Consider the following 16,069-nt stretch of genomic DNA (forward strand, 5'->3'; position numbering starts at 1 on the left):
GGCCTCCGCGGGTCGCGCGGTGGGCCGCCGCAGGGGTACGGCGTGTTACGAAGTGGGTCTGTGCCCGGCCGGAGCGATGACCGGCCCGGCCGGTCCGGACGGCAGGGCGGAGCGCACCCGGGCGGCCAGCGCCCCGAAGGCGTCGTGGGCCGCGGCGTCGTCGGTCAGGGCGCGGTCCCAGACCATCCGGAGCTCCACATCCGCGCCCTGGCTGACGGAGACGGCGAACGGGGCGCGCACGGGCCGCCCGTCCACGCTCACCTCCCGCCCGTCCACCCCGGCGAGCCGCAGCGGCGCGCGGCGGCTCCGGTCCTCGACGGTGAGCAGGGCGTCCATCCGGCCGGACCAGGCCGTTGCGCCGGCGGCCCGCGCCGCGCGCACCACCTCGTCGAACGGCGTGTCGGCCCGGTCGAGGTCGTCCCACCAGGCGGTGGCCGCGTCCCCGGCGGGGTCCGCCGGGCCGGCCTGCCGGTGGGCCGGGGCGCCGGTCGCCGCGGGGAAGACCACGGTGTTGAGGAAGCAGCCGAGCACCGGCTCCGCCGCGGCCGGCCGGCCACCCCACGGGTACCCGACGGGAACGACATGACCGGGGCCGTGCACCGCGCCCACGGCTGCCCGGCACGCCTCCAGCAGAGCGGGGAACGGCAGCGCGACGCCGTCGCCGGCCGGGACCGGAATCCGGACCTCGGCCGCACCCGTGGGCAGCCCCGCGGGCACCGGACGCACGCCCGCGGCCGGCGTCATGTCCTGCACGCCGCACAGCCGTTCGGCCCAGTACGCGAGGGCGGCCGGTGCGCTCGCCCGCTCCTCGGCGGCGAGCTGCAGCAGCACGGCCTCGCGGTAGGCGCGCAGTTCGGCGGCCACCCGGCCCGGGTCCACGTCCGCCGGGCCGAGCCCGTCACGGTAGGCGGCCGTCAGCTCCTCGGTGATCCTGGCCAGCGACTGTCCGTCGCACGCGGCGTGGTCCAGGGCGACGGCCAGCACCTCCTCGGCCGCGTCCGGACCGTCGTCGGCGAGATACAGCCGCAGCGGCGTGCCGTCCGCCGGCCACCGGCCGAGCGCCCGGCGCAGCGCGGCCTTCGCATCCTCGCCGGGCGCGGACTCCACCCGCTCCGCCGGCACCTCGGCATCGCCGAGCCGCTGCACGGGCGTTCCGCGCAGCACGGCCGTCCGGGCGCGCAGTGCGGGGTGCAGGGCGGCCAGCGAACCGGCGGCCGCACGCAGCCGCGTCAGGTCCACGGTGCCGCGCGGGAACGCGAAGAAGAGCGGCACGACATCGGGCCGTCCGGCCCGGTCGAGCGAGCGGACGAGGACGAACCGGCGCTGCGCCCCGGTGACGGGCAGCAGACCGCCGCTCTCGTCCAGCCGCTGATATCGGGTGAGGTATTGGCCCGTGATGCTGGAGTGCACCGGTTCCTCTCTGGTCGGCGTCCGGACCGCGGGCAGCGGGCGGGACAGGGAGCGGAGGCGGAGGGCCCCCGCGCGGGCAGTGGTGCGGCGGTGCGGGGTGGTGCGGTGGTGGGTCAGGGGCGTGCGGGGTGGTTCCGCGCCCGGGCGCTGCCGCCGGGCCGCGGCGGCTGCGGGCAGGCGCTTCTGCCGGCGCCGGCCGTTGCGGGCACGCCGGTCCTCCCGGAGGGCGGCGCTCCACGGGGGCCCATGAGGGCACGGCCGGGAGCGCTGCCGTGACCGGGCGCGGGGGACGGACGGGCCGGTGGCCGGTGTCCCGGGCCCGGCGGGGTCGTTGCCGCCCCGTCCCACTCATCCGACCGGAGTGGCCTCGGAGCTGCTGTCGCCCGCGGCCGCCGGTTCCTCGCCGGGCACCGGCACCGGCAGGTCGCGCATCCGGCGCAGCGGGGAGAACAGCAGCGGCAGCGGCACCAGGAGGAAGCCGACCGCGCAGACCCACACGGCGGCGCGCGGCCCGGCGGCGTCCGCCACCGCACCGCCCACCAGGGCGCCGAGGGGCAGGGTGCCCCAGACCAGGAAGCGCATGGTGGCGTTCATCCGGCCCAGCAGCCGGGGCGGGCAGAGGGCCTGCCGGAAGCTCACCTGCGCGACGTTGTACACGACCGCGCCGAAGAAGACGACACCGGACCCGATGGCGAAGAGCGTGGCCGTGGCGCCGCTGCCGGCCAGCGGCCACAGCAGCGCGAACGGGCCCGTGACCAGCGAGGACAGCCAGATGATGCGGGCCTGTCCGAGGGCGCGGGCGAGCGGGCCCGCCGCGAGCGCGCCGGCCAGTCCGCCGACCGCCGCCGCCGACAGCATCAGCCCGACCGCGGCGGGGCTCAGACCGAGCACCCGCACCAGGAACACGGTCTGCACCGCCATCAGCAGCGCGGTGAAGAAGTTCCCGAGCCCGGTGGTCGCGGCGATGACCCGCAGCAGCGGACGCCCCAGCACGAACCGCAGGCCCTCGCCGATCTCCCGCCGCAGCGAGGCGTCGGGTGCGGGCTCCGGGGCGGGCTCGGGTCTGCGGATGCCCAGCAGGAACAGGGCCGAAAGCGCGTAGCCCACCGCGTCGGCGACGATCGCCAAGTGGGCGCCGACGAGCTGGACGAGCCCGCCGCCGAGTCCGGGACCGGCGATCTGCGCCGACGAACGGACCGTCTCCAGTGCCCCGTTCCCCGCCACCAGCTGCTCCTGGGGGAGCAGCCGGGGCAGGTAGCTCTGGTGGGCGACGTCGAAGAACACCGTGGCCACGCCGGTGATCAGCGCCACCACGTAGAGCTGCGCCATGGTCAGTACGTCCAGGGCCGCCGCGACCGGGATGCCGGCCATCGCCACGGCCCGCACCACATCGGCCCGGATGAGCAGCGGCAGCTTGCGCATCCGGTCGACCCAGGCTCCGGCGGGCAGCCCGACGAGCAGGAACGCGGCGGTCTCCGCGGCGGTGAGCAGTCCCACCTGGAAGGCGGAGGCGTGCAGTTCGAGCACCGCGACCAGGGGGAGGGCGACCAGGGTGACCTGAGCGCCGACCTGCCCGGCGGTGGCTCCTGCGAGCAGGAGCCGGAAGTCGCGCATGCGCAACGGGCCGCCGGGCGCGGCCTGTTGGGAGGAGTCCATGCGCATGACATTCGCCAACAGTTGGTCAAGAGTCAAAGTGGGAAGACCATTTTCGGTCACTACTTGCTGCTGAATCCTCATTCCGCAGCAAATTTTTGACGATCAGGGGTGGACAACCGCATGAATCACGGCGTGATCACAGCCTGTTCGCCTGTGTCGTCGCACGGTTGCGTGCGGCGGGAGGCCATAACGGACCCGGATTGTGTGCTCTCGGCGCACGCTTGTCCGAAAAATGCTGGTGTAGCGGCGTGAGAACGCCATTTCGGACGGATCCGAATCGCCGGATGCGCTGCCGGACACCGTCCGCCCGGTGGACCATGGATCCTGCGGCGAGCCGTGCTCTGTCGTCGTCCACCGTGCGTCGCGCCGCGGGGGAGTCCGGCCCGCCGTGCCGGGCCGAACGGTGGTGCACGGGGAGGGTTCCGGCGCTACCGTCGCGTGGGTCGGGAGCCGTGCGCCTCGGGGGCTGTCCGCTGCGGGGCTGTCCCGCTGCGGGGTTCGGGGTGCTTCGGAAGCGGCGCGGCGCGCGGCGCGGCGCGCGGCGTGCCGTGGGCGGCGTCGGCGTGCCGAATGCGTCGGGCGCGCCCGACGGCAGCTCCAGGAGGGCGCCGCCGCGAGAGCACCGGAGAGCACGAAGCGAGTACTGCGGGACCAGCGAGACTGCGGGACCAGCGAGACTGCGGGACCAACGAGAAATGCGGCACCAACGAGAGAGGGAGAGCCGGATGCCGGTCGGGAGCCGACGAACAGTCACCGCCGCCGCCGTGGCGGTCGGAGTGGCACTGCCCGCACTGTACGAGGCCGCGGTGGGCGCCCTGGTGCGCCACAACGCGCGGCGACTGGGCGAGGGAGACCTCGCGCCACAACTGCGCACGTACGCCGACGACGTCCGGTTCGTCTTCCCCGGAGGGAGCTCATGGGCCGGGGAGTTCCGCGGGAAGAAGGAGGTCGAGCGGTGGCTGCGGCGGTTCGTCGACGCCGGGCTGAAGATCGAGTTCGACGACGTCCTGGTGTCCGGACCGCCCTGGGCGACCCGGCTCTGCCTGCGCTTCCACGACTACTGCGAGGACGAGCACGGCGAGACCGTCTACGCCAACGAGGGCACGATCTACGGCCACGCCCGCTGGGGCAGGCTCACGCACTACGTGGTCTTCGAGGACACCCGCCGGGGCGAGGAGTTCGACACCTACCTGGCCACCGTGGGGAAGTGACTCCGGCGGGGACTCCGGCGGGGCCCGGCCTTCAGCGCGGACACCGCGGGCCGCCGGAAGCGGACTGCCGGGATCGGATTCTCGGAACCGGACTGCCGGAACCGGACTGCCGGAACCGGACTGCCGGAACCGGACTGCCGGAACCCGACTGCCGGAACCGCACCGCCGGAACCGGACTGCCAGGATCCGTCACCGCCGGGCCCCGGCGCCGGCCCCGGAGCCCTCCGGGCCCATGCCCTTCAGGACGGGCCCGGACCGTCCGGACCCGGCGCCGCCCCGCGGCTGACCGCAGGGCGGCCCCGGTGTCCGGTCACCGGAGGGCAAGGCCCCGGCCCGGCCGACGGGACCAGCGGGGAGGGGGCGGCGGGCCTGGCCGCCGCCGGTTCCCCTTAGCGGACCGATGCCAGGGGCGGGGCGAAGGGCTCAGCGCCCCCAGCGCAGCCCCGGCGTCGCCACCGGCGCGTCCCAGAGCCGCAGCAGCTCCTCGTCGACCTGGCACAGCGTCACCGAACAGCCGGCCATGTCGAGCGAGGTCACGTAGTTGCCGACGAGTGTCCGGGCGACGCTGACCTGACGCTCGGCCAGCACCCGGTGCACCTCCGCGTTGAAGCCGTACAGCTCCAGCAGCGGGGTCGCGCCCATGCCGTTGACCAGGAGCAGGACGGGCGCGTTCGGGCGCAGGTCCTCCAGGACGGCGTCGACGGCGAAGTCCGCGATCTCCCGGGACGTCATCATCGGGCGCCGCTCGCGGCCCGGCTCGCCGTGGATGCCGATGCCCAGCTCCAGCTCACCGGAGGGCAGGTCGAACGTGGGGCTGCCCTTGGCCGGGGTGGTGCAGGCGCTGAGCGCCACCCCGAAGCTCCGGGAGTTCTCGTTCACCTTCCGGGCGATGGCCTCCACCCGCTCCAGCGGAGCGCCCTCGTCCGCCGCGGCCCCGGCGATCTTCTCCACGAAGAGCGTCGCCCCGGTGCCGCGCCGGCCGGCCGTGAAGAGGCTGTCGGTGACGGCGACATCGTCGTTGACCAGCACGCTGGCGACCTGGATGCCCTCGTCCTCGGCCAGTTCGGCGGCCATGTTGAAGTTCATCACGTCGCCGGTGTAGTTCTTCACGATGAACAGCACGCCCTTGCCGCTGTCCACGGCGGCCGCGGCGCGGGCCATCTGATCAGGCACGGGGGAGGTGAAGACCTCCCCCGGGCAGGCGGCGTCGAGCATCCCCGGGCCCACGAATCCGCCGTGCAGCGGTTCATGGCCCGAGCCTCCGCCCGAGATCAGCCCCACCTTGTCGGCCACGGGTGCGTCCCGGCGTACGACCAGCCGCTTCTCCACATCGACCGTGAGCTCGGGGTGGGCGACGGCGATCCCGCGCAGCGCATCGGCGACCACGGTGTCCGGCACGTTGATCAGCATCTTCACGGGGTGCCTCCTGATAAGACTGATGGCAAGCTTCTGGGCTGTGTTTCCGCAGGTCACGGTGGCCATGCCCAGCTCTCGATCCTGGCGGTTCCTGACGGTCCGAAGCGGCCTCCGGCCGTCCGACACCGACTCGACGCCGACTTTCCTGACTGGATGTCAGGAGCGAACGGTACCCTGGGTGAGCTCCACCGGAACGTCCGACTCCAGTATCTACCGAGCGGCCGCCGAGGTCACGGATCACGCCGGAGGGTGTCCGCTGCGCGTGGGGCTGGTGGGCTGAGTGGGGGTGTGGTGGCAGATGAGGTGGAGGAGCCGCGCGGTCTCTCGGCGAGCAGTCCTGCGACGATCCAGTAGGCGATCTTCATGGTTCCCGTTCCGGGTCACCGGTTCACCGGGACCCGTCGACTGCTTCAGGCCGGGTCGGTGGCAGGCTCGGTCGCGTAGCGGCTCATCGCGTCGATATTGGCCTGTGGTGTCAACGGCCGGCCGTCGGCGAGCACCTCTTGGAGGTCTCGGAAGTACCGCACGTACAGGTCGGGGGTGAAGGTGCTGAGCATGACGGCGGGTTGGCCGGACGGGTTGGCGAAGGTGTGCGGGGTGCCGGGCGGAACCATCACGAGCGTGCCCGCGGTGGCGTCGTGGTCCTCGTCCCCGACGGTGAACCGCACGGTGCCGGAGAGGATGTAGAAGCCCTCGTCGTGTCGGGCGTGGCGGTGCTGCGGCGGCCCCTGGGTGTGCGGGGCGAGGACGGACTCGGCGATCGCGAGGCGGTGCCCGGTGTGGCTGCCGTCCTCCAGAACGCGCATACGCGTGGTGCCCAGAACGATCGTCTCGCCGTCGCCGGGACCCATCACCGATATGGCGGGAACGGCCTGAGACTCGCTGGTCTTCGCTTCTTCGGTCATGCCACAAGTGCACTGCCGGGGCCCCACAGCTGTCCAAGACCCATCCCGCAGCGCCGATACGCCGTAGGTATCGTTGCAGCGTGGAGCTACGGACCCTGCGCTACTTCGTGGCCGTCGCCGAGGAACTCCACTTCGGCCGGGCCGCCACCCGACTGCACATGAGTCAGCCGCCGCTGAGCCGGGCGGTCAAGCAGTTGGAGGCCGATGTCGGGGCCCTCCTGTTCGCCCGCTCGCCGGCCGGCGTCACGCTCACTCCCGTGGGCACGGTGCTGCTCGACGAGGCGCGGGCCCTGCTCGACCATGCCGACCGCGTCCGTGTACGCGTGAGCGCGGCGGCCGGCGCCGCGGCCATCACCGTCGGCATCCTGGGCGACGGCACCGACCCGGGGGTGTCCAGGCTGGCCGCCGCCTTCCGCCGAAACCACCCCGGCGTCGACATCCACATCCGTGACACCGATCTGACCGACCCGACGTGCGGGCTGCGCGCCGGACTGGTCGACGTCGCCCTGACCCGGGCGCCGTTCGACGAGACCGCCCTGACGGTGCGGGAGCTGCGGACCGATCCGGTCGGCGTGGTCCTGCGCGCCGACGATCCGCTGGCTCGCCGCGACCGGCTGCGGCTGGCCGAGCTGAGCGACCGCCGCTGGTTCCGGTTCCCGCCGGACACCGACCCGAGCTGGCAGTCGTACTGGAACGGCGGCACGCCGCGCGAGGGCCCAGTCGTGCGCGCCGTCCAGGAATGTCTGCAGGCCGTGCTGTGGAACGGCACGGTCGGTCTGGCCCCGCTCGGACACGACCTGCCCGCGGAGTTGGCCGTGGTACCGCTGACCGACATGGTGCCGAGCCGAGTGGTGGCGGTGTGGAACGAAGGTGACACCAACCCGTTGATCCGATCCTTCATCGAGATCGCGACGGCCGCGTACCGCCGCTGAGCACCGGCAATCGGTGCTGCCGCAGCGCGTGAACCAGGCCGACTCTGCCGGCACGCCTCCCAATCCGTCCGCCCGCCGCAGACCCCGGCGTACGCCGGCGCCACCGACGGCGAGGGCAGCCGCTCGCCGGCCGCCTGGGACAGGGGCGTGACCGAGTACCGCGCCCGCTGCACCATCGCCCGCCAGGTCGGCCCTCCGGCCTTCTGACGCAGCTTGCGCAGCTCGTGGGCGAAGCGCTGAACCGGACCAGCGCTCGGGTCCACCGACCCCTCACGACGGCTCGCCCGTTCTCCCTCCCCTGGTCCCCGTTCTGTCGCCCCGCTGCCTGTTGTGCCCCAACTACCTGCACTTTTGTGGTTGTTCGGTGCTTCGGAACGGGGCTGCTGAACAACCGCACAGCGGCTGGAATGGCGGAGCGGTCGCGCCGCGCCCCTGGTGCGAAGGGGGCACATGGGCCGTCCGCTGACGGAGGTGGTCCTCCGCACCCACACCGCCCTACAGGAGTTGACCGATGCACGACCGCACGCCCACTGCCCCGCCGCCCGACCGCTCGTCCCTCCGTGCCGATCGGCGGGTGCTCCGGTGACCCTCCTGCGCGGGCGACCGCACACAACACTGCCTGCCACGGCCGGTGGTGACCGGCTGCCGTCCCTGACGGGGATGCGGTGGGCCGCCGCCTTCCTCGTCTTCATCTTCCATGTGAAGGCCTTCGACTACTTCGGCGGCGGCTTCGGACTCGTACTCAGCGGGATACTCGGCGGCGGTGGCGTCGGAGTCTCGTTCTTCTTCATCCTCTCCGGCTTCGTACTGGCCTGGTCGTTCCGCGAGAACGAACGCGCGCTGACGTTCTGGCGCAGAAGGATCGCCCGCGTCTACCCCGTCCACCTGGCGACCGCGGCGACGGCCCTGGCGCTGGCCTTCACCCTGGTGCCCGGACTGCGGCCCAGTGGCACACCGGAGGCGCTGGCGAATCTGCTGCTGGTCAGCTCCTGGAAGGAGCAGTGGTGGCAGGCACTCAACCCGGTCAGCTGGTCGCTGACCTGCGAGGCGTTCTTCTACGCGGCCTTCCCCGCCATCTTCGCCGTCCTGCGGCGCCTCGGCCCCCGCTCCCTCGCCGCCCTCACGATGGCCGGCACGGCGGCGGTGATCCTCGTCCCCTGCGTCAACCTGGCCTTCGCCCTGGGCTGGAGCCCACACTTTCCCCTCGTACGCCTCCCCGAATTCGTCGTGGGAGCCGCCGCCTGCCGCCTGGTCCGACTCGGCGCCTGGCGCGGGCCCGGCCTGGGCACCTCCGCGGCCTTGAGCCTTATCGGCTACATCCTGATCTGGCCCCTCCCCAGCGCCTTCGGCTACGCCGCCTGCACGGTCATCGGCCTGGTCTGCCTCATCTCGGCCGCCGCCGTCGCCGACCTCGACGGCACGCCGACCGGATGGCGCGACCCCCGTCTGGTGCGCCTGGGAGAGTGGTCCTTCGCCTTCTACATGATCCACATTCTGGTCATGCGCACCGGCGAACAGCTCTTCAGCGTCAGCCCCCGCCTCGACATCGCCCCTGCCCTCGCAGCGACGACCGCCGCCTTCCTCGTCTCCCTCGGCCTGGCATGGGCGCTCTACGCGGTCGTGGAACAGCGGTGCAGGCACTGGATCCTCCGGGGCATCCCAACGCCCGAGGCGACTGCGGTTCCCCCGCCGGTCCGCCCCCGTACGACCGCCTGACCGCGGTGCCGGGCCGGGCTGGGGGAGCGATGCCGAGTGATGTGGCGGATGCCCTGAACGGCGGGCAGGCTCGTCGGCACCCCGCGACCACACGGCTCCCGCGGCCGGCCCTCTCACGGCTCCCGGGGCGCCGTCCCGGGCGGCGCGGCGACGTACTCGGCGGCGTCCGACCGGAACGCGGACCTCCCCCGCGCGGTCTGCCGGTCCCGGGCCGGCCCCGGGACGACGAGCGCGTCCACCGCCGACAGCAGATCCCGCGGCCCGGAGGCCGGGACCGACAGGCCGGCCGCGGCCATCTCCCGCACGCCGTGGGCGCCGTGGCCGGCGAGCGGGCGGTACCCGATCACCGGGAGCCCCGCCGCCAGGGCCTGGACGGCCGTCTGGCCCGCCGCGTTGTCCACCAGCAGCCGGGCCGCCGCCATCAGCCCCGGGAGATCCGCCACCCAGCCCAGCGCCAGCACCCCCGGCAGCCGGGCCGCCCGGCGTCGCAGCCGCTGGTCGTGGCCGCAGAGCAGCACCGGGAGACACCCGTGGCCGGCCAGTGCTCCCGCCGTCTCCAGCAGCCCCGGGCCCACCCCCCAGGCGCCCGCCGAGAGCAGCACCGCCGGCCGGCCGGCGGTGCCCACCGGCGAGTCCCGCCACAACGGGGAGGGCACGGGAGCGTGGAAGCCCGGCGGCACCACCGGTCCGCACGCGACCGCGGGCCTGCCGGTCCCGGACCGGGCGGCCCCGGCGGCGGCCTCGGTGAGGCAGAGGTGGAGGTCGTTCCCCGCGTGCAGCCAGCCGCGGTGCAGGGCGAAGTCGGTCACCACGACCGTGCTGCGCACCCCGAGCACGCCGTGCGCCCGCAGCCGTCCGGTGACCTGGGCCGCCAGATGGAAGGTGGACACCACCCCGTCCGGCCGCCACCGGTCCACCACCTCCCGCACCGGGCGCTCGGCGACGGCGGCCAGCGGGGAGACGTCCGGCCGCGGCCCCGGCCCGCCCGCGAGGAACGTCCGGTAGATCCCCGCGTAGAGCCCGGGGAGCCGGCGGACGGCCGTGCGGTAGAAGGTCCGCAGGGCCGGCCCGGTCCCGGCGGGCAGCAGCGCGAGGAGGTCCTGCCGCAGCACCGTGTGCCCCCGGTCGCGGAGCCGCCGCGCCAGTTCGTCCGCCACCGCGTCGTGGCCCGCGCCCATGCTCGCGCTGATGAGCAGGTATCGCCGCTCCATGGGACCACCATGCCCAAGGGACCGCGCCGGAGGGCCGAATGCCGCACCCGGACGGTGCGCGGTCGACCTGTTCGGGTGGATGAACCCGGCGACCGTGAACAGGCGGGCCGGACGGGTAGCCAGGATTCTGGAGGAGCCACTGCCCGGCCCTTCCGAGCACCCGGAGGATCGACGATGCCCTACAGGTCCCGGCGCCCGTCCGCGGGCGGTGCGGTACGGCCGGTGGCGCTCATCACCGGGGCGTCCTCGGGCATCGGGGCCGCCGTGGCCGCGCGGATCGCCGCCGAGGGCGGCTGGCATCTGCTGCTCAACGGCCGGGACGAGGAGCGGCTGACGGCCGTCGCGAAGGAGACCTCCGGCACCCCGCTGCCGACCGACCTCACCGACCCCCGGGGCCGGGAATGGCTCGTGGCGCGGGCGCTGCACCGGGAGGGCAGGGTGGACGCGCTGATCGCCGGGGCGGGGATCGGCTGGGCGGGCCCCTTCACCCGGATGCCCGCCGGTGCCCTCGACGCCGTCCTGTCGGTCAACCTGTCGGCCGCCCTCCACCTGGTACGGCTCGTACTGCCCGGGATGGTCGCCCGGGGGACCGGCCACATCGTCCTCATCGGCTCCATGGCGGGGTGCGTGGGCGTCCGGGACGAGGCCGTGTACGCGGCGGCCAAGGGCGGTCTGATGTCCTTCGCGGAGAGCCTCCGCTACGAGCTCGCGCGCACCGGGGTCCGGGTGTCGATGATCCTGCCCGGCGCCGTCGACACCCCGTTCTTCACCCGCAGAGGGGTGCCCTATCACCGCAACAGACCCCGGCCGGTCCCCGCTTCCCGGGTCGCCGACGCCGTGTGGTCGGCCCTGGCCGCCGGACGCGACGACGCGTTCGTCCCGCCGTGGCTGGCCCTGCCCGCCCGGGTCCACGGACTGGCCCCCGGGGTCTTCCGCGCGCTGGCCCGACGCTTCGGCTGAGGAACGGGGCCACGGCGTGCTGACGGTGCTCTCGACCTGCCTGGCGCTGCTCGCCGCCCTGGGCAACGCCGTGGCGTCGGTCCTCCAGCGCCGCGCCGCCGCCGACGAGAAGGCGGGCCGGCCCACCCCGAAGGTCTCCTGGCTGTTCCATCTGCTGCGCCGGCCCGTCTGGCTGTGGGGGGCCTGCGCGCTCGCGCTGTCCGGCGCGTGCCAGGCCGCCGCGCTCGCCACCGGGCCGCTGGCGGTGGTGCAGCCGGTGATGACCACGGAGCTGCTGTTCACGCTGGTGGTGGGCAGTGTGGTGTTCCGCAGCCGGCCGGACCGGCGCACCCGGTGGGCGTTCGTGGCCATGGCTGCCGGGCTGGCGGCCTTCCTCGCGCTGGCCTCGCCCACGGGCGGCCGGTCGACGGTGCCCGGGAACCGCTGGCTGGTGGTGGCGGTGTCGGTCACCGCCTTGGTGCTCGTCCTCGTGGTGACGTCACTGCGGCTGCCGTCCTCCCCGCGGGCCGCGGTGCTCGGCACGGCCACCGCCATCGGCTTCTCCTGCACCGCGGCCCTGATGAAGGACGCGATCGGCCGGCTCACCGACGGCGTCGGGGCGCTGCTGACGGCCTGGCAGACGTACACCGCCCTGGGGGTCGGGCTGTTCAGCTTCCTGCTGCTCCAGGCCACCCTGCGGGCCGGCACCCTGGTCGCCTCCCAGCCCGCCCTGACCCTGGGCGACGCCCTCCTCAGCGTCGTCCTCGGCGCGGTGCTCTTCGACGAGGAACTCTCCCTCGGCCTGCGGATCGTCCCCGAGGCCGCGGCACTGGCCGTACTCGCCCTGGGCAGCGTGCAGCTGGCCCGGTCGCCCGTCGTGGCGGGTCAGGGAAAGGAAGACATGTGGTGAACGCGCCCCTGCTCCGACGGACGGCCGCCGGTACCGTCCTCGCCGCCGCGGCCTGGCACATCGGCCCCGCGGCCACCTGGCTGCCCGCCGTCCGCAGGACCCTGGGTCCGGCGCTGGACGGACAGGGTGACCACGGCCATGTGGCCCTCACCTTCGACGACGGCCCGGACCCCCGGAGCACCCCGCTCTTCCTGCGGGAACTGGACCGGCTGTCGGTGCGGGCGACGTTCTTCGTCCTCGGCAGCGCCCTGGAGAGGCACCGCGCCCTCGGCCGGGAGATCGTCACCGAGGGCCACGAACTCGCCGTCCACGGCTGGCACCACGAGCGCCCCTGGGCCCCCCGCCCCCGGCGGGACGCCCAGGAACTGCGGCGCACCGTGGAGGCGGTCCGCCGGCTGGCGGGCCGACGGCCCCTCTGGTACCGCCCCCCGTACGGCATCCTCACCGCCGGGCGCTGGGCCGCAGCGCGGCGGGCCGGGCTGCAGCCGGTGCTGTGGTCGGCCTGGGGCCGCGACTGGACCGCGCGGGCCAGCCCGGACACCGTGCTGGCCGAACTGAACCGGACCCTGCGCGGCGGCGCGACGGTGCTCCTGCACGACTCGGACAGCACCGGCGCCCGCGGGGCCTGGCGCGCCCCCCTGGGCGCCCTGCCCGATCTGATCGCGGCCTGCCGCGAACACGGCCTCGCCGTCGGGCCGCTGGCCGAACACGGGGTGCGGGGACACCGCGGCCCGGTACGCCCGCCCGTGGCCCGCGCGGCTGGAATGCCGTTGCTGTGGCGATGACGAGGTGCGGCCCACCGGAGGGAGGCGTTCCGTGCGGCTGACGGCGAACGGCCGGGGCGCCGTGCGCTCCCGTCACAGCAGCCCGTTGCGGCACCCGCGCCGCGGCCTGCGCCGGGGCGGGTCCCAGCTGATCTGCGCGGTGGCCGGCTTCTTCGGCGGCCTGTTCGCCCACCGGATCCCGGTGTCGCCCGAGGTGGACGGCGAGCGGGTGGCCGGCCTGCTGTTCACCGTGGGCTTCGGGGTCGTCAGCCTGGTGAGCCTCCTGTTCTCGGTGCTCTACCTCGTCGTGCAGTGGGCGTACAGCAATCTCACCCCGCGCCTCGGGCTGTTCCGGAACGCCCCCATCGTCTGGCGCACCTTCGCCTTCGCCATCGGGGTGTTCGTCTTCTCCGTCACGGCCGGGCTGACCATCGGCCCCCGGGACCGGGTCACGGTCGCCGTACCGGCGATCGACATGCTCCTCGCCCTCGCCGCCCTGGCCCTGATGCGCACCCTCCAGGTGCGGGCGTTCGACTCCATCCAGCTGGCCCCGACCCTCGACGCGATCACCCGGCGGGCGTACACCGTTCTGGAGGCCCGCCACCCGCACCCGTTCACCGGCGAGGCACCGCCGCCCGGCCCGCCTCCGGACCGTGAGCGGGCGGGGAGCGACGGAACGGGGAGCGACGGAACGGGGGGTGAGCGGGACGGTGGTGAAGGAAGGGGTGGGGAACGAGGGGGTCGGGAACGAAGGGGTGGTGGACGAAGGGGTGGTGAGCGTGACGGCGGAGAGTGGACGCAGGGTGAGGGAACGGGCGACGACTGGCCGGCCGGTGAACGGACGGACATCTACTGGAACCGGCCGAGCGCCGTCCTCCAGCAGGTGGACGCGGAGCGGCTGCTGACGGCCGCCACCACGTACGGCAGTGTGGTCGTCCTCCGGCCCCGGACCGGCGCAACGGTCGGCCGCGGCACGGTGCTCGCCTCCGTCCACGGCGGCCCGCTGCCCGCCCATGAGGTGCTGCGGTCGGTCATCACCGGCCCGGAGCGGACGTTCGACCAGGACCCCGGTCTGGCCTTGCGGCTCCTGGCCGACATCGCGCTGCGATCGCTCTCCCCGGCGGTCAACGACCCGGCCACCGCCGTCCAGGCGCTGGACCACACCGAGGAACTGCTGGCCCTCGCCGCCGTCCGGGACCTGGGAACCGGGCGGCTGACGGACGCCCGCGGCCGGACCCGACTCGTCATGGACGTGCCGGACTGGCCGGACTGGCTCGGCACGGCCGTGGACGACGTCATGGTGGCGGCCGAGGGCTCGCCCATGGTGCTCCTGCGGCTGCGCGCCCTGTTCCACCGGCTCGCCCGGGAGTGCCCGGAGCCGCGCCGGGAACCCGTGGCGGTGCGGCTGCGGCAGGTGGAGGCGGAGTGCTCCCGCCGCTACCCGCTGATCTGGAACTCCGCCACTGCTCGCTGAGCCGGAACGTCCGGGCCCGTTCCGATGTGTGAGGACGTCCGCGCCCGTTCCGATGTGTGAGGACGTCCGCGCCCGTTCCGATGTGTGAGGACGCCCGCAGCCGTTCCCGCCGTGCGGGGGGCCGCAGGGCGGAGTGCCGGAGTCGGCCAACACCCGGGCCCGCACCGTGTCTTCCAGATTTATGGAACGCGTTCTACTCTGTGCGCCGCCGCAGGGACAGGACTCCACGACAGCGACAGGACTCCACGACAGCGACAGGGCTCCACGGAAGCGACAGGACCCAGGACAGGACTCCAGGACAACAGGTACAGGACTCCAGGAGGGGCCGTGCATCTCGAATACACCCCCGAGCAACAGCAGCTCCGCACCGAGCTGCGCGGCTACTTCGCCGAGCTGGTGCCCGACAACGCGTACGCCCGGTACGGCGATCCGGCCGACCAGAAGCGCTTCTACCGCCGGACGGTGCGCCGCCTCGGATCCGACGGCTGGCTCGGCGTCGGCTGGCCCACCGAGTACGGCGGCCGCGGCATGAGCCCCATGGAGCAGTTCATCTTCTTCGACGAGGCCGCACAGGCCGGGGTCCCGCTGCCGCTCATGGCCCTCAACACCGTCGGGCCGACGATCATGCAGTTCGGCACCGAGGAGCAGAAGCGGTACTTCCTGCCGAAGATCCTCGCCGGGGAGATCGACTTCGCCATCGGCTACAGCGAACCCGACGCCGGCACCGACCTCGCGTCGCTGAAGACCCGTGCCGTACGGGACGGGGACGACTACGTCGTCAACGGCCAGAAGATCTGGACCACCAACGGCGACACGGCGGACTGGGTGTGGCTCGCGGTCCGCACCACCCCCATCGAGGATGGAGTGCCGCCGCACAAGGGCATCAGCATCCTCCTCGTGCCGACCACCGACCCTGGCTACTCCTGCACCCTCATCCGGACCCTCGCCTCCCACGACACCACCGCCAGCCACTACGAGAACATCCGCGTGCCCGTCAGCCGCCGGGTCGGGGAGGAGAACCAGGGCTGGCGGCTCATCACCACCCAGCTCAACCACGAGCGCGTCACCCTCGCCGCCCACGGCACCATGGCGATCCGCGCCCTGCACAACGTCCAGCGCTGGGCCGCCGACACCAAGCTCACCGACGGCCGCCGGGTCATCGACCTGGGCTGGGTCCGCGGCCGGCTGGCCCGCACCCACACCCGCCTCGACGCCCTGAAACTCCTCAACTGGCAGATGGTGGACGCCCTCCAGCGCGGCGCGCTCACCCCGCAGGACGCCTCCGCCGTCAAGGTCTACGGCAGCGAGGCGCGCCGGGACGCCTACGCCTGGCTGATGGAGGTGGTGGCCGCCGCCGGCCCGCTCAAGGAGGGCTCCGCGGGCGCCGTACTCCACGGCGAACTGGAACGCGGCTATCGCAGCGCAGTGATCTTCACCTTCGGCGGCGGCAACAACGAGATCCAGCGGGAGATCATCTCCTGGATCGGCTTGGGGATGCCGCGGGTGCGGCGGTAGGCCCTGTGAC

13 protein-coding genes are annotated in these 16,069 nt (G+C 73.9%); 8 read left to right on the forward strand and 5 right to left on the reverse strand.

Annotation, left to right across the window (positions count from 1 at the left end; translation table 11 throughout):
- Positions 1 to 45: 45 nt before the first annotated feature.
- Both AC3EQ1_RS05785 and AC3EQ1_RS05790 read right to left on the reverse strand, forming a co-directional pair.
- A complete protein-coding gene (locus AC3EQ1_RS05785; RefSeq protein WP_432093167.1) occupies positions 46 to 1,410 on the reverse strand; it encodes a non-ribosomal peptide synthetase in 1,365 nt (454 codons plus the stop codon).
- 348 nt (positions 1,411 to 1,758) lie between these two features.
- Positions 1,759 to 3,066 (reverse strand): MFS transporter, encoded by a 1,308-nt coding sequence (locus tag AC3EQ1_RS05790; protein WP_432093168.1) that lies wholly within the window; start codon positions 3,064 to 3,066, stop codon positions 1,759 to 1,761.
- Between the two features lie 725 nt (positions 3,067 to 3,791).
- Between AC3EQ1_RS05790 and AC3EQ1_RS05795 the strand changes: the two genes are divergently transcribed.
- On the forward strand, positions 3,792 to 4,277 hold the full coding sequence (locus AC3EQ1_RS05795) for a nuclear transport factor 2 family protein (RefSeq protein ID WP_432093169.1): 486 nt from the start codon (positions 3,792 to 3,794) through the stop codon (positions 4,275 to 4,277).
- A 423-nt stretch (positions 4,278 to 4,700) separates the two neighbouring features.
- On the opposite strand, the gene dhaK is transcribed toward AC3EQ1_RS05795, so the two are convergent.
- Positions 4,701 to 5,693: a dihydroxyacetone kinase subunit DhaK gene (gene dhaK / locus AC3EQ1_RS05800; protein WP_432093170.1), complete on the reverse strand. Its 993-nt coding sequence runs from the start codon at positions 5,691 to 5,693 to the stop codon at positions 4,701 to 4,703.
- Between the two features lie 410 nt (positions 5,694 to 6,103).
- Positions 6,104 to 6,598, reverse strand: a complete 495-nt coding sequence (locus AC3EQ1_RS05805) for a cupin domain-containing protein (RefSeq protein WP_432093171.1) — start codon at positions 6,596 to 6,598, stop codon at positions 6,104 to 6,106.
- 80 nt (positions 6,599 to 6,678) lie between these two features.
- Between AC3EQ1_RS05805 and AC3EQ1_RS05810 the strand changes: the two genes are divergently transcribed.
- Positions 6,679 to 7,530 carry a LysR family transcriptional regulator gene (locus AC3EQ1_RS05810; RefSeq protein WP_432093172.1) on the forward strand — a complete coding sequence of 284 codons (852 nt, stop codon included), beginning with the start codon at positions 6,679 to 6,681 and terminating at the stop codon, positions 7,528 to 7,530.
- A 660-nt stretch (positions 7,531 to 8,190) separates the two neighbouring features.
- On the forward strand, positions 8,191 to 9,246 hold the full coding sequence (locus AC3EQ1_RS05815; RefSeq protein WP_432093173.1) for an acyltransferase family protein: 1,056 nt from the start codon (positions 8,191 to 8,193) through the stop codon (positions 9,244 to 9,246).
- Between the two features lie 113 nt (positions 9,247 to 9,359).
- On the opposite strand, the gene AC3EQ1_RS05820 is transcribed toward AC3EQ1_RS05815, so the two are convergent.
- Positions 9,360 to 10,457 (reverse strand): MGDG synthase family glycosyltransferase, encoded by a 1,098-nt coding sequence (locus AC3EQ1_RS05820; RefSeq protein ID WP_432093174.1) that lies wholly within the window; start codon positions 10,455 to 10,457, stop codon positions 9,360 to 9,362.
- A 174-nt stretch (positions 10,458 to 10,631) separates the two neighbouring features.
- On the opposite strand from AC3EQ1_RS05820, the gene AC3EQ1_RS05825 reads away from it, so the two are divergent.
- From AC3EQ1_RS05825 to AC3EQ1_RS05845, 5 genes are all read left to right on the forward strand, one after another.
- Positions 10,632 to 11,417, forward strand: a complete 786-nt coding sequence (locus AC3EQ1_RS05825; RefSeq protein WP_432093175.1) for an SDR family NAD(P)-dependent oxidoreductase — start codon at positions 10,632 to 10,634, stop codon at positions 11,415 to 11,417.
- Positions 11,418 to 11,436: 19 nt separating this feature from the next.
- Positions 11,437 to 12,306 (forward strand): DMT family transporter, encoded by an 870-nt coding sequence (locus AC3EQ1_RS05830; RefSeq protein ID WP_432093208.1) that lies wholly within the window; start codon positions 11,437 to 11,439, stop codon positions 12,304 to 12,306.
- Positions 12,300 to 13,091 (forward strand): polysaccharide deacetylase family protein, encoded by a 792-nt coding sequence (locus AC3EQ1_RS05835; protein ID WP_432093176.1) that lies wholly within the window; start codon positions 12,300 to 12,302, stop codon positions 13,089 to 13,091. Before AC3EQ1_RS05830 ends, AC3EQ1_RS05835 begins: the two co-directional genes overlap by 7 nt.
- A 31-nt stretch (positions 13,092 to 13,122) precedes the next feature.
- Positions 13,123 to 14,544: a DUF2254 family protein gene (locus tag AC3EQ1_RS05840; RefSeq protein ID WP_432093177.1), complete on the forward strand. Its 1,422-nt coding sequence runs from the start codon at positions 13,123 to 13,125 to the stop codon at positions 14,542 to 14,544.
- A 327-nt stretch (positions 14,545 to 14,871) separates the two neighbouring features.
- On the forward strand, positions 14,872 to 16,059 hold the full coding sequence (locus AC3EQ1_RS05845; RefSeq protein WP_432093178.1) for an acyl-CoA dehydrogenase family protein: 1,188 nt from the start codon (positions 14,872 to 14,874) through the stop codon (positions 16,057 to 16,059).
- Positions 16,060 to 16,069 lie beyond the last annotated feature (10 nt).

Source organism: Streptomyces sp. bgisy100, assembly GCF_057709105.1.